At 40.3% G+C, this 26918-nt stretch carries 20 protein-coding genes; 6 read left to right on the top strand and 14 right to left on the bottom strand.

The genetic code is table 11. From position 1 onward, the window contains the following. Positions 1-54: 54 nt before the first annotated feature. From NSMS1_RS08385 to NSMS1_RS08395, 3 genes are all read right to left on the bottom strand, one after another. Positions 55-897 (bottom strand): ABC transporter permease, encoded by an 843-nt coding sequence (locus tag NSMS1_RS08385; RefSeq protein WP_224092478.1) that lies wholly within the window; start codon positions 895-897, stop codon positions 55-57. A gap of 47 nt (positions 898-944) precedes the next feature. Next, positions 945-1397: a hypothetical protein gene (locus tag NSMS1_RS08390; protein ID WP_224092479.1), complete on the bottom strand. Its 453-nt coding sequence runs from the start codon at positions 1395-1397 to the stop codon at positions 945-947. A 433-nt stretch (positions 1398-1830) separates the two neighbouring features. Then, positions 1831-3180 carry a glycosyltransferase family 4 protein gene (locus NSMS1_RS08395; RefSeq protein ID WP_224092480.1) on the bottom strand — a complete coding sequence of 450 codons (1350 nt, stop codon included), beginning with the start codon at positions 3178-3180 and terminating at the stop codon, positions 1831-1833. A gap of 1693 nt (positions 3181-4873) precedes the next feature. Here NSMS1_RS08395 and NSMS1_RS08400 point away from each other — a divergent pair. After that, entirely contained in the window at positions 4874-7006 is a 2133-nt protein-coding gene (locus NSMS1_RS08400) for a GumC family protein (protein ID WP_224092481.1), read from the top strand. A 381-nt stretch (positions 7007-7387) separates the two neighbouring features. After that, positions 7388-8080 carry a PEP-CTERM sorting domain-containing protein gene (locus NSMS1_RS08405; RefSeq protein ID WP_224092482.1) on the top strand — a complete coding sequence of 231 codons (693 nt, stop codon included), beginning with the start codon at positions 7388-7390 and terminating at the stop codon, positions 8078-8080. Positions 8081-8336: 256 nt separating this feature from the next. On the opposite strand, the gene NSMS1_RS08410 is transcribed toward NSMS1_RS08405, so the two are convergent. Next, positions 8337-8930 carry a Uma2 family endonuclease gene (locus tag NSMS1_RS08410; RefSeq protein ID WP_224092483.1) on the bottom strand — a complete coding sequence of 198 codons (594 nt, stop codon included), beginning with the start codon at positions 8928-8930 and terminating at the stop codon, positions 8337-8339. A 336-nt stretch (positions 8931-9266) separates the two neighbouring features. On the opposite strand from NSMS1_RS08410, the gene NSMS1_RS08415 reads away from it, so the two are divergent. Next, a complete protein-coding gene (locus NSMS1_RS08415; RefSeq protein WP_224092484.1) occupies positions 9267-10739 on the top strand; it encodes a TldD/PmbA family protein in 1473 nt (490 codons plus the stop codon). Between the two features lie 338 nt (positions 10740-11077). After that, positions 11078-12418 carry a TldD/PmbA family protein gene (locus NSMS1_RS08420; RefSeq protein ID WP_224092485.1) on the top strand — a complete coding sequence of 447 codons (1341 nt, stop codon included), beginning with the start codon at positions 11078-11080 and terminating at the stop codon, positions 12416-12418. A 350-nt stretch (positions 12419-12768) separates the two neighbouring features. Here the strand turns inward: NSMS1_RS08420 and hemJ are convergent, their stop codons facing one another. Together hemJ and NSMS1_RS08430 are read right to left on the bottom strand one after the other, a co-directional pair. Next, a complete protein-coding gene (gene hemJ, locus NSMS1_RS08425; RefSeq protein WP_224092486.1) occupies positions 12769-13350 on the bottom strand; it encodes a protoporphyrinogen oxidase HemJ in 582 nt (193 codons plus the stop codon). A 166-nt stretch (positions 13351-13516) separates the two neighbouring features. Then, the gene (locus NSMS1_RS08430) at positions 13517-14845 is read right to left on the bottom strand and encodes a hemolysin family protein (protein WP_224092488.1); all 1329 of its coding nucleotides are present in this window, start codon (positions 14843-14845) and stop codon (positions 13517-13519) included. A gap of 253 nt (positions 14846-15098) precedes the next feature. On the opposite strand from NSMS1_RS08430, the gene mfd reads away from it, so the two are divergent. Then, positions 15099-18713: a transcription-repair coupling factor gene (gene mfd, locus NSMS1_RS08435; protein ID WP_224092490.1), complete on the top strand. Its 3615-nt coding sequence runs from the start codon at positions 15099-15101 to the stop codon at positions 18711-18713. A 266-nt stretch (positions 18714-18979) separates the two neighbouring features. Here the strand turns inward: mfd and NSMS1_RS08445 are convergent, their stop codons facing one another. The 8 genes from NSMS1_RS08445 to NSMS1_RS08480 all read right to left on the bottom strand — a co-directional run bounded on the left by NSMS1_RS08445 (position 18980) and on the right by NSMS1_RS08480 (position 25930). Continuing rightward, positions 18980-19834, bottom strand: coding sequence for a DUF72 domain-containing protein (locus NSMS1_RS08445; protein ID WP_224092492.1), 855 nt, complete (start codon positions 19832-19834; stop codon positions 18980-18982). A gap of 126 nt (positions 19835-19960) precedes the next feature. After that, the gene (locus NSMS1_RS08450; protein WP_224092494.1) at positions 19961-20302 is read right to left on the bottom strand and encodes a cupin domain-containing protein; all 342 of its coding nucleotides are present in this window, start codon (positions 20300-20302) and stop codon (positions 19961-19963) included. Positions 20303-20304: 2 nt separating this feature from the next. Next, positions 20305-21483, bottom strand: coding sequence for a zinc-dependent alcohol dehydrogenase (locus NSMS1_RS08455; protein WP_224092496.1), 1179 nt, complete (start codon positions 21481-21483; stop codon positions 20305-20307). Between the two features lie 121 nt (positions 21484-21604). Next, complete coding sequence (locus tag NSMS1_RS08460) at positions 21605-22012, bottom strand: hypothetical protein (RefSeq protein ID WP_224092497.1); 408 nt, start codon at positions 22010-22012, stop codon at positions 21605-21607. A 247-nt stretch (positions 22013-22259) separates the two neighbouring features. Next, positions 22260-23429, bottom strand: coding sequence for a zinc-dependent alcohol dehydrogenase (locus NSMS1_RS08465; protein WP_224092498.1), 1170 nt, complete (start codon positions 23427-23429; stop codon positions 22260-22262). Positions 23430-23555: 126 nt separating this feature from the next. After that, positions 23556-24248: an SRPBCC family protein gene (locus NSMS1_RS08470; RefSeq protein ID WP_224092499.1), complete on the bottom strand. Its 693-nt coding sequence runs from the start codon at positions 24246-24248 to the stop codon at positions 23556-23558. Positions 24249-24383: 135 nt separating this feature from the next. After that, the gene (locus tag NSMS1_RS08475) at positions 24384-25481 is read right to left on the bottom strand and encodes a DJ-1/PfpI/YhbO family deglycase/protease (protein ID WP_224092500.1); all 1098 of its coding nucleotides are present in this window, start codon (positions 25479-25481) and stop codon (positions 24384-24386) included. 71 nt (positions 25482-25552) lie between these two features. Further along, the gene (locus tag NSMS1_RS08480; protein WP_224092501.1) at positions 25553-25930 is read right to left on the bottom strand and encodes a DUF2267 domain-containing protein; all 378 of its coding nucleotides are present in this window, start codon (positions 25928-25930) and stop codon (positions 25553-25555) included. A gap of 475 nt (positions 25931-26405) precedes the next feature. Here NSMS1_RS08480 and NSMS1_RS08485 point away from each other — a divergent pair, with 475 nt between their 5' ends. Beyond that, positions 26406-26786, top strand: coding sequence for a DUF6335 family protein (locus NSMS1_RS08485; RefSeq protein ID WP_224092502.1), 381 nt, complete (start codon positions 26406-26408; stop codon positions 26784-26786). The last annotated feature ends 132 nt before the right edge of the window (positions 26787-26918 follow it).

The raw sequence follows: 26918 nt of genomic DNA on the forward strand, positions 1-26918 counted from the left end.
CCAGAATGATCTACTCTATTTTAGGTAATGACTGATGATTTGAGATGTTTGCTACTAAATTATATCTGCAAATGTTCTTTCTGTTTTGCGGAAGTACCAAACTCCACTAATCAATAACACAAATACTAATCCTAAAGATAATACAAAACCTGGCAAGTATAAGCTTGATTCTCCTCCTAAAATTGCCCAACGAAAACCATCAATTACGCCAACAATTGGGTTTAATGAGTATAGAAATCGCCACTTCTGCGGGACTATGGTACTACTAAATCCTACTGGTGATATATATAAACCAAACTGGACGATAAACGGGACAATATAACGAAAGTCGCGGTATTTAACATTCAAAGAAGCCAGCCATAATCCTGCGCCCATTGAAGCAGCAAAGGCAATAGCGATAAAAAATGGTAATGTCACAATGCGCCAAGTAGGAACAAAGTTATACCAAGCCATTAATCCTAGTAAAATTATCCCCGAAATCATGAAATCTACGAAGCTAACTACTACTGCACTCGTCGGTACTATCAAACGGGGAAAGTAAACTTTCGAGATTAAGTTAGCGTTACCTATTAAACTATTGCTGCATTCTGAAAGGGAATTGGCGAAGAACTGCCAAGGCAACATTGCAGAGAATACTAAAATTGGATAAGGCGCACCCTGAGATGGTAATTTTGCTAGATTGCCAAACACAACTGTAAATACTACCATCGTCAAAAATGGACGAATCAAAGCCCAAGCAATGCCGATCGCAGTTTGTTTATACCTGACCAAAATATCACGCCAAGCCAGAAAATAAAATAGTTCTCTATAGCGCCATATATCTTTCCAATACTGCTGTTCGGTGCGCCCAGCTTCAATCACCAACTCTTGTTTGGAAACAATTTTAGTACTACTCATAGTTAGTTATTGATTGAAGATGAATACTATAAAAATTTTTAAAAGATTTAAGTTACAAATTGAAACCCAGCCAAACCTTGATAACTGACATCCCTAGCACTTCTTTTGGTAAACTCACCAACTGATGGGTTTCCTTGAGCATCAATCACTCCCGTCACTTGTTGCCATAATTCTGGCGGTGCTATGGATATGTCATAGGTGCGATCACTTCCAGTGGGGCGTAGCCCATCGCCTGACTTACGCACGTAGTACCATTTTGTTTGCTGACACTGTTCACACCAAAAAGCCTCTAACCATTCCCCCTCCAAAGGAATTGCCGTTTGATTGGCTACCAACATTAAAGCATTACGCCGACTAATACCTCTTTGTTGTAGTTGACCTGCTTGGTCAGCATATATTTTATATTTCTGACTGACGCTATCGAGATGGCAGCCATGAATTGGACAGTAGATAGCCCTTCTTTTAGAACGTTTCCGATTTCGATCACACCTTCTCTGCAATTTTACCCCCTGTATACATAAAACCATGAGTCAGGAAGGATTGTTGGAGGGACTGAGATCAATACGACCATCAAAGCCCAACTCCTAAAAACACTGGCAAAATATTTAGTTACAATTATGATGTTGCTCAGATACAGCACTTACCGCTATTATGCAATACAGTTTTTCTCTTAACCCTCTCCAGAAATAGTTTTCAGGTTTGAGGATGTACCTCATAGCTGCCGGAAGTGCTGTATTGTACAACTTTGAGAATTTTGTAAAGCAATTTGTTGTTAGATAAAAAATTTATTTATCTTGCGACTAATTACTTTCTAATCAGGCTATTCACCTTGTATATAACTCATGATATTTATATACCATGTAGTCGAATATTTGTGACCTTATTTATCTAATGTTTTTGGTAAATTACCAAACCTTTATAACGACAATAAGCTTACTTCACATTGCTCTGAGATACAGTCATAGTTTCATTAGTCGATACTGCACGTTGCAAAACACGTAAGTATTGTTGAGCTATAACTTTGGGTGTGAAGTGCGATCGCAAATATTGACGGCCAGCATCACCCATGCGTTGACCTACTTGGGGATCACGACTGAGGAAACGAATAAATTGTGCTAAACCTTCACCGTCCCCATTCTCAAATGTGCCACCGCAATTACCTTTAGCGACCATTTCTCTTAAATATGAAGATTTGGAACAAATAACCGCAAGTGGTCTCCCAGATGCTAAGGCTGAGTAAAATTTGCTGGGTACAACTAAACCTTCTGTGATTGAGTCCACACTTACTAGTGATAAATCACAGGCTGTTAAGGAATAGGGTAAGACTTGCTTATCCTGATAGGGAAGAAAAGTAAAATTCTTCAAACCTAACTCATTTACTTCCTTAATCAATTCTTCCCTTTTAGCACCACCACCAATACAGACAAACTGAATGGGTTCATCTTGCAATTGTTTTGCCGCTTCTAACATAGTATCTATGTCATGACAACGACCCATATTTCCTGAATAGAGTACAGTAAATTTATTAACTAAACCATACTCATGAGCAAACCAGTTCTCTTCCTTGGGAATTGGCACGATCGCATCTGGATTAGCCCAACTATGAATTACAGCTACTTTACCAGCGACTTGTGGACAATGAGATACTATTTTTTCCTTCATTGCCGGACTGAGTACCACAATTCCACTTGCTTTGAGCCAAATTTGTTTGTTAACTGTGTGCCACAAACTCGCCAGCCAACTCCGCTTAGAAACTACCCCCAGAGCGATCGCAATATCTGGATATAGATCATAAAGTATGCAAACGTAAGGTAGTTTGAATAACAAATAAGCTAAATATCCTATAATTGGTAAAAATGGTGGAGCAGTAGTAACTAAAAGTATATTGCTACGTCGCCAAGCTCTTAAGAGATACAAAAAAGCACGTAAGGTGTATAATACTCCATTGACAGCTTTACCTCGAATCCGCCCTGACCAAAGTTGCGCGGTACGTGATCGCTGTACTCTAACTCTATCTATCCATTCCACAGCCGGAGCGTTCTGAGATTGAAACGCATAACCAGGTTGGCTAGTAAATACTTCTACATTTACTTCCTGTAGACCTAACTGTTTTACCAGTTCTTCAATCAACTGCCCGGTAGGAGCGTAATCTGGAGGAAAAAACTGAGTGATTACCGATAATTTAATTGCCTTTTGAGTTTCCAAAAGGGCTTCATCTTTATTTTCTATCTGATTAGAAATGGATTGTACAAATTTTTTATTAATCCATTCATTAAGTCTCATCGGCTGTGTCCTAATTGAGAAACGAGAAATTTTGATTTTGACACTACCGAACTGCTCAAGCCATTAATTTTACTGTTCTGAAAATGTCGCCAAAATTCACCTCTAGACTTCTTGTATGAATATATTGAATAGACAATTATTCATAGGATAAAACCTAGACTATTCAGATAGTATGAATGCAACTTAGATATAGGGTGCGCCTATAGTTTTAGTAGGCTTAATCTAATTCATACAAGCAGTCTAAGTCTAAATTACTTTCATGTTTTAAAGCGTAACAAGAATTTATCAGACATCACTACAGAATGTCTATAAACCTCAAAATAATTCAAGTTTACTAGGTATTGTTTACTAAGCAAATAGTCTAAATTTAATGCTTTTTTAATACGGGAACACAAAATAGCAAAGCATATAAATCCTAAATACTCATTAGCTCTAATATTTATATTTTCCTAGTCATTGAATATTGATTACTTGAGTTGCAAGATTTCTGAGCATTTCTACAGAAGCCTTTATGATAAATGACCCATTTTTGCTCTTTATTTAGTAACTTTCATCTCATAGTTTTAAATACCTTGTATTGACTAAGTGTAATCACGAAATATACAATACCATGATTTAAAGAATCATTGTACTCTTTACAAAAAATTCATTTTAATAAAGGATTCTTTCTATACTTCTTCATAAAAAACATATTTTATAAATTATTTATAATTAAAATTTGTACAATATAAATAAGAACTCGTTACTATATGAGTGTAAGGACATCTAAATCAAACTAATTTAGTAACCTTTAACTTATTTTTAACCTAGACTATCTAGGCTATTTCTGGATAAAGCAAATTAGTAGTAAAGCAAAAGTATTTTACTCACCTTCGCTTTTACTAAGGCTAAAGCTTTAGCGCATAGCAAACTTACATAAATCTTAATATGGTTACAAGTCTTTTCCCAAGCACTCTATTCTGTAAATTTTGACTTCTATACTGTAGTGCCTCTTAACAAAGAACGCTATATAGACTTACTCTGTAAAGTCAATTGATATATACTTACGTGACATTTATAAAAGCAGTAACAATAACTGACTAAATCTTCACAATACAAAAATGCTTCCACATTTATAATCTAAGTATAAGTTGTACAAATCCTGATATATTCAGGATAAATTAAGAAAAAAGAATATTTTCATTTTAGTTATATTTTTTAATATAACTTTATTTTAATTTTGATAACTTGTATAATATATTTTACTTGGTAAATCGAATAATTACTGATGCGTTAGTATGTTACCAGTTGAATGTCAGCAGTTAACTTGCTAATTCAAAGAAGTCATAAGTTAATATACTCAACAGGTTATCAATAAATAAAATTTGAGGTAACTAACTACTTAGTAAATATTCTACTTAAAAGAGTATAATATAGCACCACATATCTCACATTCCATCTATATATCCGTAAGGTTTCGTAGCTGTAAAAACTCAATATATTATAGAAAGCCTTTTTTCCTGTTCCCCGTTTCCTATCTACGTGGATTGTTTCAGAAATCAAAGCTTATTCTTATCTATTGTTGATGCTGGCTTCTTTTGAGAACATCTAACAAAAAGTGATATGGATATTTTTCATAATTCATAGTAAATATAATTTTTTAAATAATCTTTAAATTTATACAATGAGTAAATATAATCATAATAATCATACTTTGCACACTGAACAAAACGGTACATCTAAGTCTTTATTGCCTCAACCACAACCTGTCCCAGTTCCCTGGCGTGAAGAAGAAGAGGAAAAGTTTAGTATACGGGATTGGCTAAATGTCATCAAAAGGCGATCGCGTGTCATAGCAGGAGTATCTATAGTCGTGATGACTATTGTGGCTGTAAACGTAATATTCCGTAAACAGCCGATAGAATATGAAAGCAGCTTTTTCGTGTTAGTGGAACCAGTGAGTGATGATAGCGAGGCGGTAAACGTTGTTAAAGATACTAATACTAATGATTCAAAACTAGATTATGATAGCCAAATTCTAGTTCTCAAAAGTCCTCAACTGATGAGAAATACTCTGCAAGAATTGAGAAAATCTTTTCCAGATGTTAGTTATCCATCTCTAGTAGAGTCTTTAACTATCAAAAGAGTGGGAGAAACTAAAATTATAGAGACTAGTTATAAGTCCAGTGATCCCAATCAAGTTAAAACCGTATTAGAACTACTTGCAAAAGATTATTTAGACTATAGTCAAAAAAGACGACAAACTAAGTTACGTCAAGGGATTAAATTTATTGAAGATCAGTTACCATCTATTCAAAAACGGGTTGATCAAATCCAACAAGAACTGCAATCTTTCCGTCAAAGGTATGATTTTAACAATCCCGACAATCGGGGAGAAAATCTTGATACTCAAGCAGCTTCCTTAGCTGGTACACAGCAAAGTACTAATTTACAGATAACACAAGTTCGTAATCAATTAGATGAGCTTCAAACAGACAAGGGAAGAAAAACTGTACTTAATGGTGCGGCTTTATATCAGCAGCTTTTAGGTCAGCTAACTCAATTAGATACGCAAATCGCTACAGAGTCAACACTATTACAAACGGACAACCCTAGACTACAAACTTTAAAAGAGAAACGAGATAGCCTGCTACCTGTATTGCAACAAGAAGAAAAGCGTATTTTAAATGTAAAAGAGGCAGAATTAAAAACTCAACTTCAATCTTTAGAAATACAAAGCCGAGAAACTGCTAAATTATTACAGCGACTTCAACAGCAACGCAAGCAAGTACCAATTTTATCCCGACAATATACAGAAATACAGCGCAGGTTACAGTTTGCTAACGACAGCCTGAATCGTTTCTTATCAAACCGCGAAACCTTACAAATTCAAATATCTCAAAATGAGTTAGGTTGGCAATTAATCCAACCACCTTCTGAACCTAAGTTAGTCAATGGTGCTAATAGACTACGTAACTTGATTATAGGTTTATTTGTGAGTTTAGGTGCTGGTGTTGGGGTAGCTATATTACTCGAAAAAGTATCTAATAGTTACAATAGCATACTCAAACTCAAGAAAAATATTAACTTTCCTTTGCTGGGGAATGTTCCTTTTGACAATGAAGTTAAATCCTTACAAGCTCGAACTTCCAAGTCAAAATTCCCTCAGTTGAAAGCCTTTAGTTCTTTGTTAGCAAGTAGTCAAGATACAGATGAAGTATCCGAAGTAACAATTACTCAAGAATATAGTAGTTATTCACCAGAATTTTTAGACTCATTAAGATTTCTCTATACAAACATTCAACAAATTAAACACAAGTCTCAAATACGTTCTTTAGTCATCAGTTCAGTCATGGCTGGTGATGGAAAATCTATTGTTGCTTTTTATCTAGCGCAAACAGCCACAGCAATGGGACTGCGAGTATTGCTTGTAGATGCTAACCTCCGCCAACCCATGATTCATAACCTAGCGAATTTAAAGAATTTATGGGGTTTGAGTAGTTTATTATCGACAAATTTACCAGTAAGTGAAGTTATTCACAAACTACCAACAATGGAGCAGTTGTCTTTGATTACTGCTGGCCCAGCACCAGAAGATCCAATAAAACTACTTGCTTCTGAAAAAATGAGGCAATTGATGGTAGATTTTCAAAACAGTTATGATTTAGTGATTTACGATGCTCCCCATTTCTTTGGTTTATCTGATGTTAGTATAATATCACCCTACACAGATGGCGTATTGATGGTGGTAAGAATTGGGAAAACAGATGCTTCTGTGATAGAGCAAGCTTTAGATTATTTGAAGATTTTGCCATTAAATATATTGGGTGTAGTTAGTAACAGTTAAGAAGGTGGTTCATAGTTATTTCTTGATTCTACAAATTACTCAACTGAAAAACATCTATGTCAGTGTGAGCAATTTACCTTAAAACTTGAATAGGAAAATATATATAGCGTTAGTAATCTGCTGAGGTACTAAATAATATTGTTAATAGAATTGGGTAGCCTCTGCGTTTCTCTACGCTTCCCTCAATATTCCTCTGCGTTTTAAAACATTGATTACCTACCTCACTTAAATGAATATCTTGATAAAGAATCATTAAATATTCAAAAAATTAAATATTTTTATTTGATGAATATTTGATGAAGTTGGTATCTATATCAATTGATTTACTGGCAATAATACTGTATGTTTACTACACACTGTTTATTCAGTTTTTGATTAACTATGAAGATTACGTCTGTTTTTTCTAGTTTGTTAGCCGCATCAGGAATTGCCCTGGCTGCAAGTTCTATAAACCCTGCGGCTGCTATTAGTACTACCTTTGGTTTCGAGAACATTACAACTAATCCTCCTACTACAGTTGGAGATTCTTTTGTTGGTAACTTTAGTTTGGATGTAGAGGATCTAGGTAACAACGCAGTTAGATTTGCGTTTAATAACAGTGTTCCTAATAATGCGCGTATTGATCAGGTAGCTTTTGGTGGTTCAGCAGCGTCTACTTTACTATCTAACTTCCAAATCAATGTTGGCAACGTTGGTATTGTGAACTTTCAATTAGACAATAATCCTAATTTGCCACAAAGTGGTAATATTGCAAATTGGGTTAGTACAGCTTTCTCTGCGACTAGAATCCCAGGAAACAATAACGCTAACTCAGTACAAACAAGTGAAATATTAGGGGTTAGTTTTACTGCTCAGGGTAACTACCAAGCTGTTATCAATGCCATTACTAATCGTACATTGTTAGCTGGTATCCACGTACCCGCCTTTCCAGGTGGTAGTGATAGCTTTGTCAACTCTAGCACACCTGTCCCCGAACCAATCACTATGCTTGGTCTTGGTGTAGGTACTGTAGGCTTGGGTGCATTAAAACGCAAATACGGCAAAAAAGAAACCCAAAAAAAAGTGACAGTTTAATCACCAATCAAATTGCTTTGATTAAAATAACAAAAAGGCTAGATTTTATCAAAAGTGTGTAATTTGTCTAACGAATATCTTAAATAATTTAAGTTATGTCAAACTAGGCAAAAAACACTACTTTTAATAGTTAAGTGTATTCCCTATTTTTCTTAAAAATTTAGAACATAGTCAACATTATAAGCAATAAGTAATTGAAAAAATTATTGTATCACTAGCTTATTTAGATATTCCTTAACTTAAATTTCAATGAATACTATTCATCACCATAACTTTCAGTAAAATCTACTTGTTCATAAAGCTCAAGTAGTGAAACTTGCAAACTAACAGTCTGAAGCGATAAATTTGCAGACTCGCCTTTCAATTCATTAAATAACCACTTATCTGTATCTGTCTTCACATATTGCATCACACGATATTCATACTGATCAATTAAAATGTATTCTTGAAATTCTGCAATTGAGCGATAGTAAAGAAACTTATCTCCTTGGTCATAATTTTTTGTAGAGTTAGATAAAACCTCTACAATTAATGATGGATTCATCACCGTAGTAGTGCTTGCTTCCATATAAACTGGCTGACCTTGAATTAACATCACATCAGGATAGGTATACTGCCGATAGCAAGGTATCCATAAACGCACATCAGCAATGTAAATCTTGTAATCTTGACCCCGCAAAGCTGCTTTTAAAGCAAAGGCAAAATTAAGAGCTATTTGATTATGATTAGTAGTGCCACCAGTCATCGGAATAATTTCTCCATCACGGTACTCGCTTCTAAACTCAGCCTTTTCCTCCATTTCTAAATATTCTTCAGGAGTGTAAGTACGCTTTTGAGTTGCTGTTTGCATAACATTTACCATCAATTGTTAGTAGTAAATAGGTGGACACGATTATTTAGAAGACGCATTTCGACTTCTCTACGAGACGCTACGCGAACGCTCAATGCTCGCTAACCTTATTAGAAGAGGGTTGAGCGCAGTCGAAACCCGGCGATCTCAAGTTAGATTTAATTTAGCCCTTAATGTAGAAGGACTAAAGTGCTTACTACAAACTTATCAAAACATAAAAAGTAGGGAAACCTCCACCGCCTATCTGCCATCTGTAGCTTTCACCGATTTGTTAGACTGATGACACCAGGATTTTTTCAGTCAAATCTCTGATAACGCCAGCAGACGAGGCTATTCATGCTTACAAGTACCCTACTTCTCTCAAACCAACTTCCTAACCTGCAATATTTCTCAACCCCAGAACGATTCGATGAAACATGGGAAGCGCCCTTAGCTACCCTTTTGGGTTTAGGACGGGCAGCAGGTGCGGACTTTGTGGAATTTTTTCTAGAACGCCGCAACTATATTAGTAGTTTGGCAGAAGACGATACAATTACCAGTATTTCCCCAAGCCTAGCCACAGGTGCAGGAGTCAGAGTATTTCGTGGCAAAGCCGACTGCTACGTCAGCACAAACGACTTATCATTCTCTGGCTTAAAAGCAGCTTTAGAAAAAGGTTTATCTATCCTGGGCTTACAATTACCAGCCCCTAACGCTTTCATCCCAGAAATTAACCTAGAATTACTCAGAGACTACGCCAGCAAACGCGGCAAAGATAGCTGGCTACCCCTGTGTAGTTCTATCCGGGAAATGGGAGAAATCCTTCTAGATGGGACAGCATACCTCAAGCAAAAAGCCAGCCATATACAATCACGCCGGGCTACATATTTCCGCGATTGGCAGGAAGTATTAGTTGCCGCTAGTGATGGCACATTTGCCCGTGATATCCGCCTGACTCAATCGGTGGGATTTAACCTACTGTGTGCTGATGTCGCTCATCGTGCCTCAATTGGTGAACGTGCTGGGAATACTAGCGATGCTAACTTCCTCAGAACTTGGGATTATCAACAAGCTTCCGAGCAAATTGCCGAATCTGCGGGTAAAATGCTTTATGCAGATTATGTAGAATCGGGTACATACCCCGTCATCATGGCGAATCACTTCGGCGGAGTTATTTTCCACGAAGCCTGCGGACATTTATTAGAAACAACCCAAATCGAACGCAACACCACACCCTTCGCTGACAAGAAAGGTGAAAAAATCGCCCACGAAAGCTTAACAGCTTGGGATGAAGGACGAGCCGATAATGCCTTCGGCACAATTGACATGGATGATGAGGGTATGCCAGCCCAAAGAACCCTGCTAATTGAAAAAGGTGTTTTGAAAAACTTCTTAGCAGACAGAACTGGTTCTTGGCGTACTGGACACCCCAGAACAGGTAGTGGCCGCCGTCAAAATTATACTTTTGCTGCTGCCAGCCGGATGCGTAATACTTACATTGCTACTGGCGATTATAAGATTGAAGATTTATTCGCCTCTGTGGATAAAGGTATTTACTGTAAAAAGATGGGTGGTGGTAGTGTTGGCGCTACTGGTCAATTTAACTTTAGTGTTGATGAAGCCTATTTAATTGAAAATGGCAAAATCACCAAACCATTAAAAGGTGCTACCCTCATCGGCGAAGCTAAGGAAATTATGAATAAGATTTCCATGTGTTCCCAAGATTTGGAACTCGCACCTGGTTTCTGTGGTTCTGTTAGTGGCAGCATCTACACAACCGTAGGACAACCCCACATCAAAGTCGATTCCATTACAGTAGGTGGACGCTAAGAATTTTAGATTTTAAATTTTGGATTTTGGATTGTGAATGAGCAGCAGTTTAAAAGGTTGCATCAATAAAAAACTTACGAGGAAAAACGTAATCCATAATATCCGCAAATCCAAAATTTAATCTACTTTACTCAAATCTAAGAGATTGTTTGAAAAGCAATTAATTGTTTTTTACCCCCCTTAGTCCCCCCTTGTAAAGGGGGGAAACAAGAAAAATTTAGTTTCCTCCCCTTTATAAGGGGAGGGTTAGGGAGGGGTGAAAAAATATTTGATACATCAATCACGACTTTTCAAACATCTTCTAAAATCTAAACTCTAAAATCCAAATTTGTCTGACTATGCCAAATATTCAAGAAATTGCATCTTACGCCCAAGACAATGCTCAAAAGCTGGGCATTCAAAAGTTTGATATTTATGGCTCAACTGTAGATGAAACTAGTGTACAAGTTGACCAAGGTGAACCGAAACAGGTTAAAGCCTCAAATCGTTCTGGGGTAACTGTACGTGTTTGGAATGAAGATAATACAATAGGCATTACTAGCACTACAGATGTAGATCCTAAAGGATTAGAATTGGCTTTAAAAACTGCTTACGAAGCTAGTTTTTTTGGTGTTAAAGAAAATGCGCCAGATTTTAGTCCAGAAGCTACTGTACCTATTGACAATACGTTAAATGAAAAAGCTCCCCAAGCTCCAGTTTCAGAACTTATAGACAAGCTGTTGCTAGCAGAAAAAGAATTGTTGGCTGCTCATCCAGCTATCCAAAGTGTGCCTTATAATGGTTTGGCACAAAGAGATATTGATAGGTTTTATCTCAATAGTGCAGGCGCTTTGAGAACTGAATCTGTTTCTTTAGCATCAGTTTATCTTTATAGCAAAACTGATGAGGAAGGGAAAAAGCCACGCAGTGCAGGGGCTTTTAGAATTAATCGTAGTTTAGACAATTTGGACATCAATGGATGTATCCAAGAAACTGCTGAGAAAACAATCAGTCATCTAAATTACGATAAAATTAAAACTGGTAAGTATCAGGTTGTCTTTTCTCCTGAAGCTTTCTTGAGTCTTCTAGGAGCGTTTTCTAATTTATTTAACGCTCAAAATATCCTTGATAAACAAAGTCTATCAACTCCCGATGATATAGGTAAACAAATTGCTTCGCCTTTATTGTCAGTTTATGATGATGCTTTGCATCCAGCTAATATAGGTGCAGAAACTTTCGATGGTGAAGGTACGCCCACTCGTAAGGTTGCGTTGATAGAAAGCGGTATTTTAAAAGCCTTTCTTCACAGCGCTGGAACTGCAAAAAGGTTGAATGCTCAACCTACAGGTAATGCTAGTATGGGGGCGAAAGTTAGTGTTAGTCCTAACTTTTACCATGTATTTGCATCTGGAGATTCTGCGCAAGCACTTAGTTTAGAAACAGCAGAGAATGTGGTTTTAATTGATGATTTACACGCTCTACATGCTGGTGTGAGAGCTTTGCAAGGCTCTTTTTCTCTACCCTTTGATGGTTGGTTGATTAATAAAGGTGAGAAAATAAGTATTGAATCAGCAACTGTTGCTGGTGATTTCTTGGAACTTTTGAAATCAATTATTTATGTAGAAAAAGAGGTGTCTTTAACTCCAGGTGGTGTGGCTCCTCGAATTTGGGTTGAGGAGTTGTCTATTACTGGGGAGTAGGTAGTAGGGAACAGGTGAAAGGGTATAGGTAACAAGTTTGAAGATGTTTTGTTACCTATACAAACCATTTTGATGTAATGAGTGAAGGTTTTTATGTTTCACTCATTTTTTTATACACCAAAGTAAAGTACATTAGGGCGGGCAGGATGCCCACCCCAAAAGATTGGTAACATTAATTTGTGCTAAATTTACTTATTAAGCGCAGTAAATTAGTGTTAAGTAGAAAGACTAAGTTAAACCTAACTTGAGATGATCGGGTTTCGACTCCGCTCAACCCTCGTCTAGTCAGCTTATCGGGCATTGAGCGTAGTCGAAATGCGTGTTCTAAATAATTATGTCCATTTACTTACCTAGCTTTGTTCTTGGATTTGTCCGATTTGGGCTGTGAGTTTTTCTTTATCCAACCTGCGTTTTCTGGCGTAAAGTTGGATGGTGGCTGCCATAAATATTACTAGGGCAAAAATTAGCCAAGCAGTGAGATCCGTCGGCAGATTATTTTTAAACACAGCCAGCATCACGATAACTACTAGCATAACTGTTGGTGCTTCGTTGAGCGCTCGTAACTGCTGACTAGTCCAGCGACATTCATCGGCGGCTAACTTCTTCATTAACCGACTACAGTAGTGGTGATAACCAATCAATAAAGCAACGCACAACAGCTTAAAGTGTAACCAACCTTGTTTTAAAACCTCTGGTTCTGTACTCACTAAACCGATCGCCATTGCTACAGTTACCAACATTCCTGGTGTGGTAATGATATTGTAGAGGCGTTTTTCCATAATTTGATACTGATTTTTCAGTATCGTCCGTGCTGGTTCTGGTTCCTGGTTAGCTTCCACATGATAGATGAACAACCTTACCAAGTAGAACAAGCCAGCAAACCAAACCACAATGCCAATAATATGAAATGCTTTAAACCAGGAATATGCCATGAATGCAACCTGCCTTTATCTATTCTGTTCTTTAATGATTGCAATTAACCTCATTATCAGGTTACGGCAAAATTTCGTCTGGCATCTAAGATAGATAAAGAACTTAGGAATGGGGAGTTGACAGTTGACAGTTGTTATTCTTATCCTGCCTCCTGTCTGCTGCATTCTACTCAGTTTCTTTGGTATCTGCCACTTTATTCGCCTTTGGCACTACCAGCACTTTATCAACGCGGTTCCCATCCATGTCCATTACTTCAATGCGCATATTTTGCCACTCAAAGTGATCTGTGGCTGCGGGAATGCGTCCCAGATGGGTAATCACAAAGCCACCAAGGGTTTGATAGCTACCCCGTTCTTCAAATTCCCATTCTTCTAAACCAAACATTTCAAAAAAATCTTCCACGGCTAACATGCCATCGAGTAGCCAGGAACCATCTTCTCTTTGCACAGCTTGGGGATCTTCTTCGTCATCGGCTGAAGGAACGTCGCCAACGATTTCGCTCATGATGTCGTTAAGGGTAACTAATCCTTGAATTACGCCGTATTCATCTACAACTAAGGCCATGTGAGTAATAGTCTGCTTAAATAGTTCCAAGACTTTTAAGCCACGGGTGCTTTCGGGAACAAATACAGGCTGACGCAATCCTACTGTTAAATCTAAGGCATCTCCGCGAAAACTACGGGCGAGTAAATCGGTAACGGGAATAATTCCCAGTACATTGTCTAGTCCTCCCTGACACACCGGATAACGGGAATAACCATTTTCGGTCATCTTTTGGCGATTTTCTTCGGTGGTGTCTTCTAAATCTAGCCAGACGATATCAGGACGGGGTGTCATGAAGGAACTGACTGGGCGATCGCCTAAACGAAACACTCGCTCTACCATGTCCTGTTCGGCTTCCTCAAAGGTTCCGGCCTCTGTACCTTGCTCGATCAGGATTTTAATTTCTTCTTCTGTAACTTGTGGTTCATCAGAAGGTGTAATGCCTAAAATTCGCAATACCAAGTCAGTAGAAGCACTCAACAAATGTACAGCCGGGGAAGCTAAAACAGCCAATGCACGCATTGGGATAGCCACAACAGACGCAATGCGTTCAGGATTGTTTAATGCCAGACGCTTCGGCACTAGTTCACCAACAATCAAGGATAGATAAGTGATGATCAAAACTATGATCCCGAAAGAAACTGGTTCACTATAAGGTGCTAAAAAAGGTATTAATTTCACGTACACTGCTAGTCTGCTAGCAATTGTCGCGCCGCCAAAAGCACCAGTCAGGATACCAATGAGGGAAATACCTATTTGCACCGTAGATAGGAAATTATTGGGAGACTCTGCCAGTTTTAGTGCTGCTTTTGCCTTAGCATCTCCTTGATTAGCGAGTTGCTGTAACCTTACCTTCCGCGCCGAGACAATTGCCATCTCGGACATAGAAAAAATACCGTTGGCAATAATTAGTACGAAAATGATTAAAATTTCAACAGTGATGGAGGACATGATTATGAATTGCCGCTATATAGAGCGAACTTCGCTCAATCCTTAGTATCCAGTATTTAGAGGGACTCTCACATAGTACATAGGGTAGTAGCTTTAACGCTTAGAAGCTAGAGACTAGGGGTTGATGTTTTTTATAGATTCCTGAACTTGTTCAGTATTATTGTTTCACAGATTATTAAGAGCAGTGTTAAGACTTTTAAAATAGTTGTTATAAGCTACCTCTCGATTTCTGTTCTGCAACGACTTCCAACTTATGTCATTTTCTTCTATTGTGCGTGCCTTAGCGCGATCGCCACTCACCACTGAGTTACTTTCTAAGCTCAATCGCCAACAGGATTTACGCCTCAACGGCATACCCCGTCTACCTAAAGGCTTGGTATCATCGGCATTAGCACAGAATAGTGGCAGTAATTTATTTGTTGTCTGTGCCACCTTAGAAGAAGCTGGACGCGCCTACGCACAGTTGGAGGCGATGGGATGGCAAACAGTACATTTTTATCCCACATCAGAAGCCTCTCCTTACGAACCTTTTGACCCGGAAACGGAAATGACTTGGGGTCAGATGCAGGTGTTGGCGGATTTGCTTAAGAGTCAACCCTTCTCCTTCGGAGACTCTAGCGCGTTGGCGCAGCCTCTGTCTACGACACGCTCCGCGAACGTAGAGAACGACTTCGCTCAGGGTAAACAGTCAATAGTCAATAGTCCACAGTCAATAGTCAATAGTCCACAGAGTAAAATTGCTGTTGTGGCTACTGTTGGCGCATTACAACCTCATTTACCACCACCAGATGCGTTTACGCCTTTTTGCCTTACCCTCAAACGGGGAATGGAATTTGATTTAGATACCTTCAGTGAAAAAATTACTACTTTAGGATACGAAAGGGTTCCCTTGGTGGAAACTGAGGGACAATGGAGTCGTCGCGGGGATATTGTTGATGTTTTCCCTGTGTCGTCAGAATTGCCAGTACGGTTGGAATGGTTCGGTGATGAGATTGAGCAAATACGGGAATTTGACCCAACTACTCAACGTTCCGCACTTGACAAAGTACCTCAAATCGTGCTTACGCCTACAAGCTTTGCACCTATTATTACAACTGCGCTCAAGGATAGTGCTGAGTTCCGATCGCTAAGTTCTGAGTTAAATTCTGACTCTTTTGCGGAGGACTCAGCAGTTATAGAAGGGACTCGGCGCTTTTTGGGTTTGGCTTTTGGGCAACCTGCATCAGTGTTAGATTATTTGCCTGAGAATACTTTAATTGCAATTGATGAGCCAGAACAGTGTCATGCTCATAGCGATCGCTGGGTGGAAAATGCTGAGGAACAATGGTCACTAGGAACTGGGGAAGCGGATCTAGGTGCTGTACAATTACCAAAAATTCATCGGTCTTTTGATGAGTGTTTGGCTGATCTGACTAAATTTAAAACTATATATTTATCAGAACTAGCTGAGGAAAATAGCGGGATTAATTTAGCTAGTCGGTCTGTACCAGTCACACCACATCAATTTGCTAAGTTAGCGGATACATTAAGGCAAGAGCGCGATCGCAATTTCTCAATTTGGTTACTCTCGGCGCAACCTTCCCGTTCTGTTTCCCTACTACAAGAACACGATTGTCCAGCGCAATTTATCCCCAATCCCCGCGATTATCAAGCAATTGATAAGCTAGTAATCAACCATACACCTGTAGCCATCAAATATTCTGGTTTGGCGGAATTGGAAGGTTTTATTCTGCCTACCTACCGCATAGTAGTCATCACAGACCGGGAATTTTACGGTCAACATTCCCTAGCTACACCAAGCTATATCCGTAAACGGCGCAAGGCGGCTTCTAAGCAAGTTGACCCGAATAAGCTACGTCCGGGGGATTATGTTGTTCACAGGAGTCATGGGATTGGGAAATTTGTCAAGCTGGAAAGTCTGACAATTAACGATGAAACCCGCGATTATATTGTCGTGCAGTATGCTGACGGTCTGTTAAGGGTAGCGGCTGACCAAGTAGGTGCTTTATCTCGGTTCCGCAGTACGGGAGATAAAGCGCCGGAACTGCACAAGATGACGGGGAAAGCTTGGGATAATACTAAGAACCGCGTCCGCAAGGCGATTAAGAAATTGGCGGTGGACTTGCTGAAATTATACGCCGCGCGAGCAAAACAAGAAGGTTTCGCTTATCCCCAAGATATGCCTTGGCAAGAGGAAATGGAAGACTCCTTCCCTTACCAACCCACAACCGACCAGCTAAAAGCTGTGCAAGATGTGAAAAGGGATATGGAAAGCGATCGCCCAATGGATCGGTTAGTATGTGGTGATGTGGGTTTCGGGAAGACAGAAGTAGCAATACGTGCCATTTTCAAGGCGGTAACTGCTGGTAAACAAGTTGCACTGTTAGCACCAACAACCATCCTTACCCAGCAACATTACCACACCCTCAAAGAACGTTTTGCACCCTATCCTGTAAATATTGGGTTACTTAATCGTTTCCGCACAGCCGAGGAACGGCGAGATATTCAAAAACGATTAGCGACGGGTGAGTTAGATGTCGTGGTAGGGACACACCAACTTTTAGGTAAAGGTGTGAACTTCAAAGATTTAGGATTATTGGTAATAGATGAGGAACAACGGTTTGGGGTGAACCAGAAGGAAAAAATCAAAACCTTGAAAACCCAACTCGATGTCCTGACTCTCTCCGCCACACCCATTCCCCGCACCCTGTATATGTCCTTGTCGGGGATCAGGGAAATGAGTTTGATTACCACACCACCCCCAACCAGAAGACCAATTAAAACCCATCTTGCACCCAAACAACCGGAAACCATACGCAGTGCAATTCGTCAAGAACTAGATCGAGGCGGACAAGTATTTTATGTAGTTCCCCGTGTGGAGGGAATTGAGGAAACAACAACCGCATTGCGGGAGATGGTTCCGGGTGCAAGATTTGCGATCGCCCACGGACAAATGGACGAGAGCGAGTTAGAATCAACCATGCTCACCTTTAGCAATGGTGACGCAGATATTTTAGTGTGTACGACAATTATTGAATCGGGGTTAGATATTCCTCGTGTCAACACCATCTTAATTGAAGATGCGCACCGCTTCGGATTATCGCAACTTTACCAGTTACGGGGAAGGGTAGGACGTGCGGGGATTCAAGCCCACGCATGGTTATTTTATCCTAAACAACGGGCGTTATCGGATGCGGCAAGGCAGAGATTACGAGCGATTCAAGAATTTACGCAACTGGGTTCCGGCTATCAATTAGCGATGCGCGACATGGAAATCAGGGGTGTGGGTAACTTGCTAGGTGCAGAACAATCTGGTCAAATGGAAGCCATTGGTTTTGATTTGTACATGGAAATGTTAGAGGAGTCAATTAGAGAAATTCGCGGTCAAGAAATTCCCAAAGTTGACGATACCCAAATTGACCTCAACCTCACCGCCTTTATCCCCGCCGATTATATTCCAGACATTGACCAAAAGATGAGCGCATATCGTGCGGTAGCGGCGGCGAAGTCGAAAGAAGAGCTAACGCAGATTGCAGCTGAGTGGAGCGATCGCTATGGTACTTTACCAGTATCCGCCAATCAACTCTTGCGGGTGATGGAACTCAAACAATTAGCGAAGAAATTAGGATTTAGCCGTATCAAACCAGAGAACAAACAGCACATAGTTTTAGAAACGCCAATGGAAGAACCTGCATGGAATTTACTTGCAGCGAATTTACCAGAACATCTCAAGACACGCTTTGTTTACTCTCCTGGTAAGGTGACAGTACGCGGTTTAGCAGTGCTGAAAGCTGATCAACAATTGCAAAGTTTGATTGATGCGATGAGTAAAATGCAGGGTGCAATTGCAGAAGCGGCTGTTGTTTAGTTCCTCGTTAATTAAACTACAAATGCAATCACATTTGTAGTTTTACCAAAAAATCCGAGCTTGTTTAGTAAAATCTTTTGACACTTTGGCTATCGATAATGGCTTTTGATGGACTCTTGTGTCGTTCCTGTTCTATCCGCACCCAATCTCTGAGACTGTTATGGATTAATAGCCAAGTCCCATCAATGGGTCAATTACGGAAATATGTGTAAACTGTCTGCTACTCTCCTAGCAGCCCTCGCCATCTTACTCTTTTTATTCATCTGCTACCAGAGGTTAAGTTGATTAGGTGGCTGCTGAAGTTGGTTCCAAGGTAGAGGGGGAACTGGTAGGCCATTTTGTTCTAGTAGCTGTTGGAAGTGACGGGCGTTGTCAGGCGATCGCTCTTCTAAAGGACAATGAACAAAGAAGTAAATACGCTTCCCTGCTTGTAACCATTGTTGAATTTGCTCCACCCATTCTTCCATGAAGGGTTGATTTACAGTTAAGTCAGGATGGGAAATAAACCTAATCAGGCTAAAACTTGTAGTAACGCTGAATTGTACAGGTAATTTCGGCTTCCGGCGTTCTGATGCCAACTGGGGGTCATCTTCTCCACTGTAAATAGGGCGTGAATCTAGTAGTACCCTTCCCACGCCCAAAGTTTCTAAAAGCTGTGTTAAGTTACTTCTGTGAGATTCTTGATACCAGTCAGGATGTCTTACTTCTAACGCCAGTAGTGCTGTTGTGCGCGGCCAAGCTTCTAAAAAACTAGCCAAATCATCAATTAATGTTGGTGCATAACTCGGCGGTAGTTGGGCAAATATGGGGCCGAGACGTTTACCTAAAGGACGCATCCCTTCTAGAAATGATAAGGCTGTGGGAATGTAGGGTTTTAATAAACCTTGATGAGTAATATTCTTTGGTAATTTCAAACAAAACTCAAAGCCAGCAGGTGTTTCTCTTGCCCAACGGTTAATGGTTTCTTGGTTTGGGACTGCATAGAAAGTTGTATTACCCTCTACCGTAGTGAAGCGACGGCTGTAGAGGTGAAGAAATTCTGAAGCACGACTCCCTTGAGGATAAAGTTCACCTACCCAACCCTTATAAGCCCAAACAGCACAACCGATAAAGAAATTCACAAGCTTTGATCGAAAGTCTACACTTTATATTAAAAGGCATTTGGGGCTGGGGAGATGAGGGAGACAAGGAACAAATAGTTATAGTTACTCATCACTCACTACTCACCACTCCCCACTCCCTACTCCCTAATTTTCATCTCGCCCGTGAACTTGAGCCGGTGGGCTAGTTGCTTCTACAGCCGTGAATGGCTCTAGAATTTTATAAGTATGACTTGCACCTTTGGGAACAACCCAAGAACTGCCGGGTTCGAGAAGGATCATTTGTCCTTCGATGTGTAACTCGGCGCTACCGTTAATTACATAACCAACGGTTTCATATTCGCGGCTGGTTGGTTGTTTATCTTCATTCGGTTGTTCGTTTTCCCAAAGGCGCATGGCAAGAGATTTGCCTGATGCTAAATATTTCTGACCGAGTTTTCCTTTGGGGGAATTGTGAGAGTCGATTTTTTTAACGCTGGTATCACTCATATTTAATTACCTTGAGGTTTAAGTACGACTTTGATGCAGTTATCTTTTTTGTTTTTGAAAATCTCGTAACCGTGGGGTGCTTGTTCTAGAGGAAGGGTGTGAGTAATGACGAATGAAGGGTCAATCTCACCGTTTTGAATACGTTCTAATAACGGTCTTAAATATCTATGGACGTGGGTTTGTCCCATTTTCCAAGTTAAACCCTTATTCATCGCCGCCCCCATCGGTATTTTGTCGAGGAAACCACCATACACACCAGCGATAGAAACATGACCACCTTTAGCGGCAGACACAAGCACTTGTCTTAATGCGGTTGGTCTATCTGTTTCTAGTCTGACAGCTTGTTTTACTTTGTCGTATAAAGCCATCGCATCTGTACCGTGGGCTTCCATACCGACTGCATCAATACAAGCATCGGGGCCGCGTCCACCAGTCATCTCTTTGAGGGCTTCCCCAACATCGACTTCCTCGTAGTTGAGGACTTCTGCATGGCATTGTTCCTTAGCCATCTTCAGGCGTTCAGGAACGCGGTCGAAAGCGATAACTCTTTCCGCACCCAACATATAGGCGCTTTTGATTGCAAATTGCCCAACTGGGCCGCAACCCCACACAGCTACAATATCGCCGGGTTTGATGTCGCAGTTTTCCGCCGCCATGTAGCCGGTTGGGAAAATATCAGTTAAAAATAATACTTTTTCATCTGGTAGATTATCGGGGATTTTCAGCAAGCCGACATCTGCAAAAGGCACACGGGCGTATTCTGCTTGACCGCCAGCGTAACCGCCGAATAGGTGAGAGTAGCCAAATAGACCTGCTGGAGAGTGACCCATCTGCTGCTCTACCAACCAAGCGTTAGGGTTGGAATTATCACACAAAGACCATAAGTCGCGTTGGCAGAAAAAGCAGGAACCACATGAAATAGTGAAGGGAACAACTACGCGATCGCCTATTTTGACATTTTTGACAGCGCTACCTAATTCTACCACTTCCCCCATGAACTCATGCCCAAGGATATCGCCACTTTGCATTGTGGGAATGTAGCCATTATATATGTGTAAATCTGACCCACAAATAGCTGTTGAAGTAATTTTAATAATTGCATCACGCGGGTTAAGAATTTTTGGGTCAGGTACAGTTTCTACCCTGACATCATTTGCCCCATGCCAGCAAAGAGCTTTCATAATTATTAGTCCTTAGTCATTTGTCATCAGTCATTAAGTATTAAGAGGCGCGATATTTGCGCCTCTATTGATGATTTGTCTAGTGATTATTGATTAATAAAATCACACTAGATATCAATTATTAACTGCGGCTTCTAGCTTCTCTTACACGTTCAGGCTGTTGATAATAGCCACCTTCATTCTGAGTATTTGAGTTAATGGTTTCGCCTACTTTTCTTTGTACGGACTTTGTAAACTCTTTTGTTGATCTTGGTGTTTCTTCGTCCAAGTTTAGCTTCTCACGCACGTTATCAGCAGCACCTTTGAGGCGATTTTGAGTATTTCTTATTTGATTATCGTTGCCGATACCTTCGTTATCAGGAGTACCTTTGTAGTAAATACCTTCTGGAGTTTTAACGGTATCAGCTTGAGCAATCATAGCAGTACCAGAACTGAAAGATTGACCTACAAAAAAGGTTGCTGCTACTAAGAAAACAACCAGAATTTGACGAAGCAGAATATTTTGTACCCAGGAAATTACTCGATTCATAAAAATCCAATCCTCGATTAGATGATGTGTATATTGTTCTTTGAATAAACGCGCTTTAGCCTCTATCTACAACCATATTTAAAATCAGTAATTAGTAGTAGTTTTTGTTGAGAAATAACACTAATTATCTATTTAAAAAATGGGTGTATAAATTCTCTGATAGGATGTCCATCCTAAATTCTGGGCAGGCAAGATGCCCACCCCAAAAAATGGATGATTTATTTTTGGGAATCCTTAGCCCTTATCCTTACGGTTTGAGGACAACTTTGACACAATTATCTTGTTTTTGTTGGAATATATGATAACCGTGGGATGCTTGTTCTAGGGGTAATTGATGGGTAACTACAAACGATGGATCGAGTTTACCTTCTAGGATGAGTTGCAGTAACAAATTCATGTATTTTTGACCGTGCATTTGTCCCATTCTGAAGGTTAGACCTTTATTAAAAGCTGCACCCAGTGGTATTTTGTCTATAAACCCACCATAAACACCCATAATTGAAAGTGTGCCACCTTTACGACAAGCAATCATCATTTCCCGCAATACGTGAGGACGGTCGGTTTCTAGCCTTAGCTTTTGCTTAGTTTGGTCGTAGAAGTCTTCTATACCCACACCATGTGCTTCCAAACCCACAGCATCGATGCAAGCATCAGGGCCGCGTCCGCCAGTCATCTCTTTTAACGCTTCCCCAGCATTAACTTCTTCGTAATTAATGACTTCGGCTTTAGCATACTTTCTCGCCATCTCCAAACGTTCGGGAAAGCGGTCTATAGCGATAACTTTTTCAGCACCCATCATATAGGCGCTTATCATGGCGAACTGTCCCACAGCGCCGCAACCCCACACAGCAACAGTATCACCGGGTTGAATATCGCACATCTCTGCACCCATGTAACCTGTAGGGATAGCATCAGAGATGAATAGCAATTTTTCATCGGGGATATCTGCTGGAACTTTCACTACACCCACATCAGCAAAGGGGACGCGGATATATTCAGCTTGTGCGCCAGCGTAACCACCTAATAGATGAGAATAACCATAAATGGCTGAGGTGATATTACCGTAGAGTTTTTCTTCTAAATAGGTGTTGGGGTTGGAGTTGTCACACAGCGACCACAAATCACGCTGGCAATAGTTACATCTACCACAACCAATTGTAGAAGGAACAACGACGCGATCGCCTATTTTTAAATTCTCAACTCCGCGTCCAACTTCGACCACTTCCCCCATAAATTCGTGACCGATAATGTCACCTTTCTGCACTGTGGGAATATAGCCGCCGTAAATATGTAAGTCAGAACCACAAATAGCTGTGGAAGTAATTTTAATAATCGCATCACGCGGGTTAAGAATTGTCGGGTCTGGAACCGACTCCACCCGTACCTCATTAGCACTTTGCCAGCAGACAGCTTTCATAATTATTTAGTCATTAGTCATTGGTCATTAGTCATTAGTCCATAGAGAGGGAAACGGGAAACAGGGAAAAGCTTTTTCTCCCATCTCCCCCTACTCCCCACTCCCTACTCCCTACTCCCTACTCCCTCATCTCCTACCAGTAGGCTGTCCTTCAGTTGTAGCGATTTCCCCTGCTTCCATCAGCATTTTGAAGCGGCGTAGTTCATCACCTATTTGCTGTTCTGGTTCTTCGCCAAAGAGTTTGGCTATAGCAGCAGTTAAGCCGCCGCCTGGGACATTGTATTCTAAGACTACCTTCACTTCCGTACCGCGATCGCCTGGAGCTTTTTGAAAGCGGATGAAGCCGGAGTTTTCCACATCTGCGCCTTCTACAGAAGCCCAAGAAATAAACTCATTTTCTCGGTCTTCCAAAATATCAGCATCCCACTCTACGTTATTACCTAAAGGTGCATTGGCTATCCAATGAGAGCGTTTTTGGTCATACACCTTCACAGATTTGAGATGCTTCATAAAGGTGGGCAAATTCTCAAAGTTGTGCCAATAACGGTATAGTTCATCGGCTGGCTTATTAATTGTTACCGTCTTTTCAACTCTGATGGGTTTATTGATTCCTATTGCATCTTGCGCTTGTTGAATTGTGCTTTGTTTAGTTGCACCTTGGTAAATCAAACCGCCACCAGCTAAAGCCGTCAACACTCCCCGCAGCGAGGCTTGTCTTAAACCCAACAATACCATAGCCCCACCGCCAATCAGAGAAGCCCAACGTTCAGTCTCACTAGCTTGGCTATTCCCTTGTTTATCTCCAGATGTTAAAGTCACTCTTTTTTCCTCCTAATAAATGTGGGGAGTAGTGAGTGGGGAGTGGTGAATAAAAGGACACTAAGCAATAATCACGGTTTACTACTTATTTCCACATCTTCCCCTACTGCCTACTCCCTACTCCCCACTCCCTTCCTATATCGATACAGCTGACCCTGTTGTTGGCTGAGGAGACTGGACTGTAGCACCTGTGCGTGTGCGGTAAAGTGCTGTTAATCGCTGCTCGTATTTCACCAAGTCTTTGTAAATCTCTTTGAAAATAGCGGTTGCTATGGGGTCAGTGTACATAGCGCTGAGATTGCCAATATCACCAATACCTGTTTGTACATCTCCCAAAGCGCTGCGTATTTGGAATATGTCATCGCTACCAGTCATAGCGGTTTTCACTTTGGCATATTGGTTAGCGATGTTTGCACCTAGAGATGGTTTTTCACCAAGTCTAGTTAAGTAGCTTTCTAGATACTCAATATGGCGTTGTTTATTAGTAATCATTTCTTGGAACAACGCTTTTGCTTCTGCATCTGACTCTTTTTCAAAATACTTCTGCAACGCTTCTAGAGAGTAACGTTCCCCACTTAAAGCAGTATTGATGCCTCTAACAATATCGCCTTTAGTGGAACCGCCCCAAGCATCAGCCAGCTTCCACCACTCGGCGCTAGTGTCTTTTTCATCTGGTAGAGCAACATCTTTACCGCCATAACCCAGACGACTCAAAATAGCCGTGGTGAAAATTGCTAAGTCTCCAGGTTCACGGGATGTAATCAAGTTTCCGTCAACAACTAGCGCCTCATCTAAATAATTTGCGCCAGCATTAATCATGTCTTTGCTGATAGCGATAAAGCCGGTGGCGCGTTTACCTTGCAGTAAGTCACCTTCGATTAACACTTGTGGCCCGTGACATACAGCCGCTACCAGTTTGCCTTGCTGCATCGCTTCTTGGACGAAGCGAACTGTATTGATATTACGCCGCATTTTATCAGGAGCCATGCCACCAGGGATAATTACGGCATCAAATTCAGATGCGATCGCCTCGGTCGTAGTACCATCAGCTTGAACTGAAAGTCTACCCCGCTTTCCCTTATATTTTTCGTTCATCCGCGAACCGAGGACAAGCACCTCAAACCCTGCTTGTTTTAAGCCGTTGCAAGGAACGGTAAACTCTGCATCTTCTACCGCTTGTTCAATGAGAATAGCTACTTTTTTCTTGCTTGAATGATTATGATTCATAGTCATATTTTCCCTGTGTAATGAGCGCTGCTTCTAAAGATAAAAATTGATAATTAGGCTGAAAATTTGCTGTTAAGCTATGTGCCAAACATTTCTTCATAATCATGTGAGAAATGCTGATGCAATTTAGCAAATGCTTCTGGGTTAATTGCACTTTGCAACACTGCAAAAACAGCACGCACATGAATTGCGGTGGTTGTCGGTTCTAGACTTTCCTTCTGACTCACCCGCATAATAAAATCTTGTAAGCTAAAGCTTTGGTCTGGCTCACCTTCTCTACCTTGTAAACACTTGCTCAATTCCTGGGGTAATTCATGAGCTAATTCTTGAGCTTCTTCCCCAGAAATCCGCTCTTTAATAGTTTCTAAAGTGGCACAGGTAGCTTTTTGTGCCTCGTCACGGGAGTTTGATTGAGCGAGGCTTTGTACATGGGTAATAAATTCGTCGTATTGCACTTTCTACCTCCACTGATACCAATTCAAAATTCGTCTTGAAAAGTTTCCTACGGCGGGAAACCCGCCTAAAGAACTTTCCGCAAAATTCAAAAAAACAGATTTAGTATAGGTTTGGGCGTTGGCATATGTATAATCTTTTTTGTGAAATGGTATGAGAAAAACCAAGGTGAAAAAATAGATTTTTCAAATAAAAGTAAATAAGTATAAATACATCTTTAATCAATAGCAAAAGTAATTATGAGCTAAAAGACTTTAAATAAATTATTTTTGGGTTAAAAACTCTTAGCTCATAACTAACTGATTCAACTACAAGTGGCTTGACCTTGATTTCACATTTCTCAGATTAGGCTGGAATAGCTAGTTTTACGTCGTTCTCAAGAGATAGATCCTTTTATTTCTAAAGTTGTACACCTTATGTAAGACAACTTAAGGAAAATAAAAGGCTATTGTGAAAATATAGAAAATGAGAAATATTATGACAAAAGAAACTGATAATCAAGAAATTAACTTAGATGATTTGCCACAGGAAGTTACTGAATCCTATGGTACTGGTGTCAAAGACTTACCCGGATACAATCTCGGTACAGGTCATGAGTATACAGAAAGTAGCCCTGAATTTGACATTGGTAATAGTCATGAGGATAATTACTGGGCAGATACAGTAGGTGATGAGGCTGTAGGCGGTACGGTTGCAATGCCTGAGCAAGATGTCACCGAGGAGATAGAAGCGGCTGTAGGCTTGGAAATGAATGATAAATCCTTCCTCCGCACCAATGATATTTTAGAACAGCGTGATGATAAGCGCTGGGAATTAGACCCCAAGTCTTCTGAAGATTACGAAGAACATAGGCCATAACAAATAAAGCCGTTACATATTTGCTGGATGATTTACGGCTTTTGTGGGATGGGCATCTTGCCCGTCCCTTGTATTTTGGGGCGCTCATGATGCCTCTTGATTCAGTAACGCCAAAAGTTCAGCCTGGTAAAC

It is taken from the genome of Nostoc sp. MS1 (assembly GCF_019976755.1).
Taxonomy (GTDB): Bacteria; Cyanobacteriota; Cyanobacteriia; order Cyanobacteriales; family Nostocaceae; genus Trichormus.

Excerpts from the sequence above, each read along its gene's own strand:
- NSMS1_RS08455 (WP_224092496.1), bottom strand. The coding sequence starts at position 21,483 with ATGAAAGCTCTTTGCTGGCATGGGGCAAATGATGTCAGGGTAGAAACT.
- NSMS1_RS08415 (WP_224092484.1), top strand. The coding sequence starts at position 9,267 with ATGCTTACAAGTACCCTACTTCTCTCAAACCAACTTCCTAACCTGCAA.
- NSMS1_RS08450 (WP_224092494.1), bottom strand. The coding sequence starts at position 20,302 with ATGAGTGATACCAGCGTTAAAAAAATCGACTCTCACAATTCCCCCAAA.
- NSMS1_RS08395 (WP_224092480.1), bottom strand. The coding sequence starts at position 3,180 with ATGAGACTTAATGAATGGATTAATAAAAAATTTGTACAATCCATTTCT.
- NSMS1_RS08465 (WP_224092498.1), bottom strand. The coding sequence starts at position 23,429 with ATGAAAGCTGTCTGCTGGCAAAGTGCTAATGAGGTACGGGTGGAGTCG.
- NSMS1_RS08385 (WP_224092478.1), bottom strand. The coding sequence starts at position 897 with ATGAGTAGTACTAAAATTGTTTCCAAACAAGAGTTGGTGATTGAAGCT.
- NSMS1_RS08405 (WP_224092482.1), top strand. The coding sequence starts at position 7,388 with ATGAAGATTACGTCTGTTTTTTCTAGTTTGTTAGCCGCATCAGGAATT.
- NSMS1_RS08475 (WP_224092500.1), bottom strand. The coding sequence starts at position 25,481 with ATGACTATGAATCATAATCATTCAAGCAAGAAAAAAGTAGCTATTCTC.
- NSMS1_RS08485 (WP_224092502.1), top strand. The coding sequence starts at position 26,406 with ATGACAAAAGAAACTGATAATCAAGAAATTAACTTAGATGATTTGCCA.
- hemJ (WP_224092486.1), bottom strand. The coding sequence starts at position 13,350 with ATGGCATATTCCTGGTTTAAAGCATTTCATATTATTGGCATTGTGGTT.
- NSMS1_RS08420 (WP_224092485.1), top strand. The coding sequence starts at position 11,078 with ATGCCAAATATTCAAGAAATTGCATCTTACGCCCAAGACAATGCTCAA.
- NSMS1_RS08410 (WP_224092483.1), bottom strand. The coding sequence starts at position 8,930 with ATGCAAACAGCAACTCAAAAGCGTACTTACACTCCTGAAGAATATTTA.
- NSMS1_RS08460 (WP_224092497.1), bottom strand. The coding sequence starts at position 22,012 with ATGAATCGAGTAATTTCCTGGGTACAAAATATTCTGCTTCGTCAAATT.
- NSMS1_RS08430 (WP_224092488.1), bottom strand. The coding sequence starts at position 14,845 with ATGTCCTCCATCACTGTTGAAATTTTAATCATTTTCGTACTAATTATT.
- mfd (WP_224092490.1), top strand. The coding sequence starts at position 15,099 with ATGTCATTTTCTTCTATTGTGCGTGCCTTAGCGCGATCGCCACTCACC.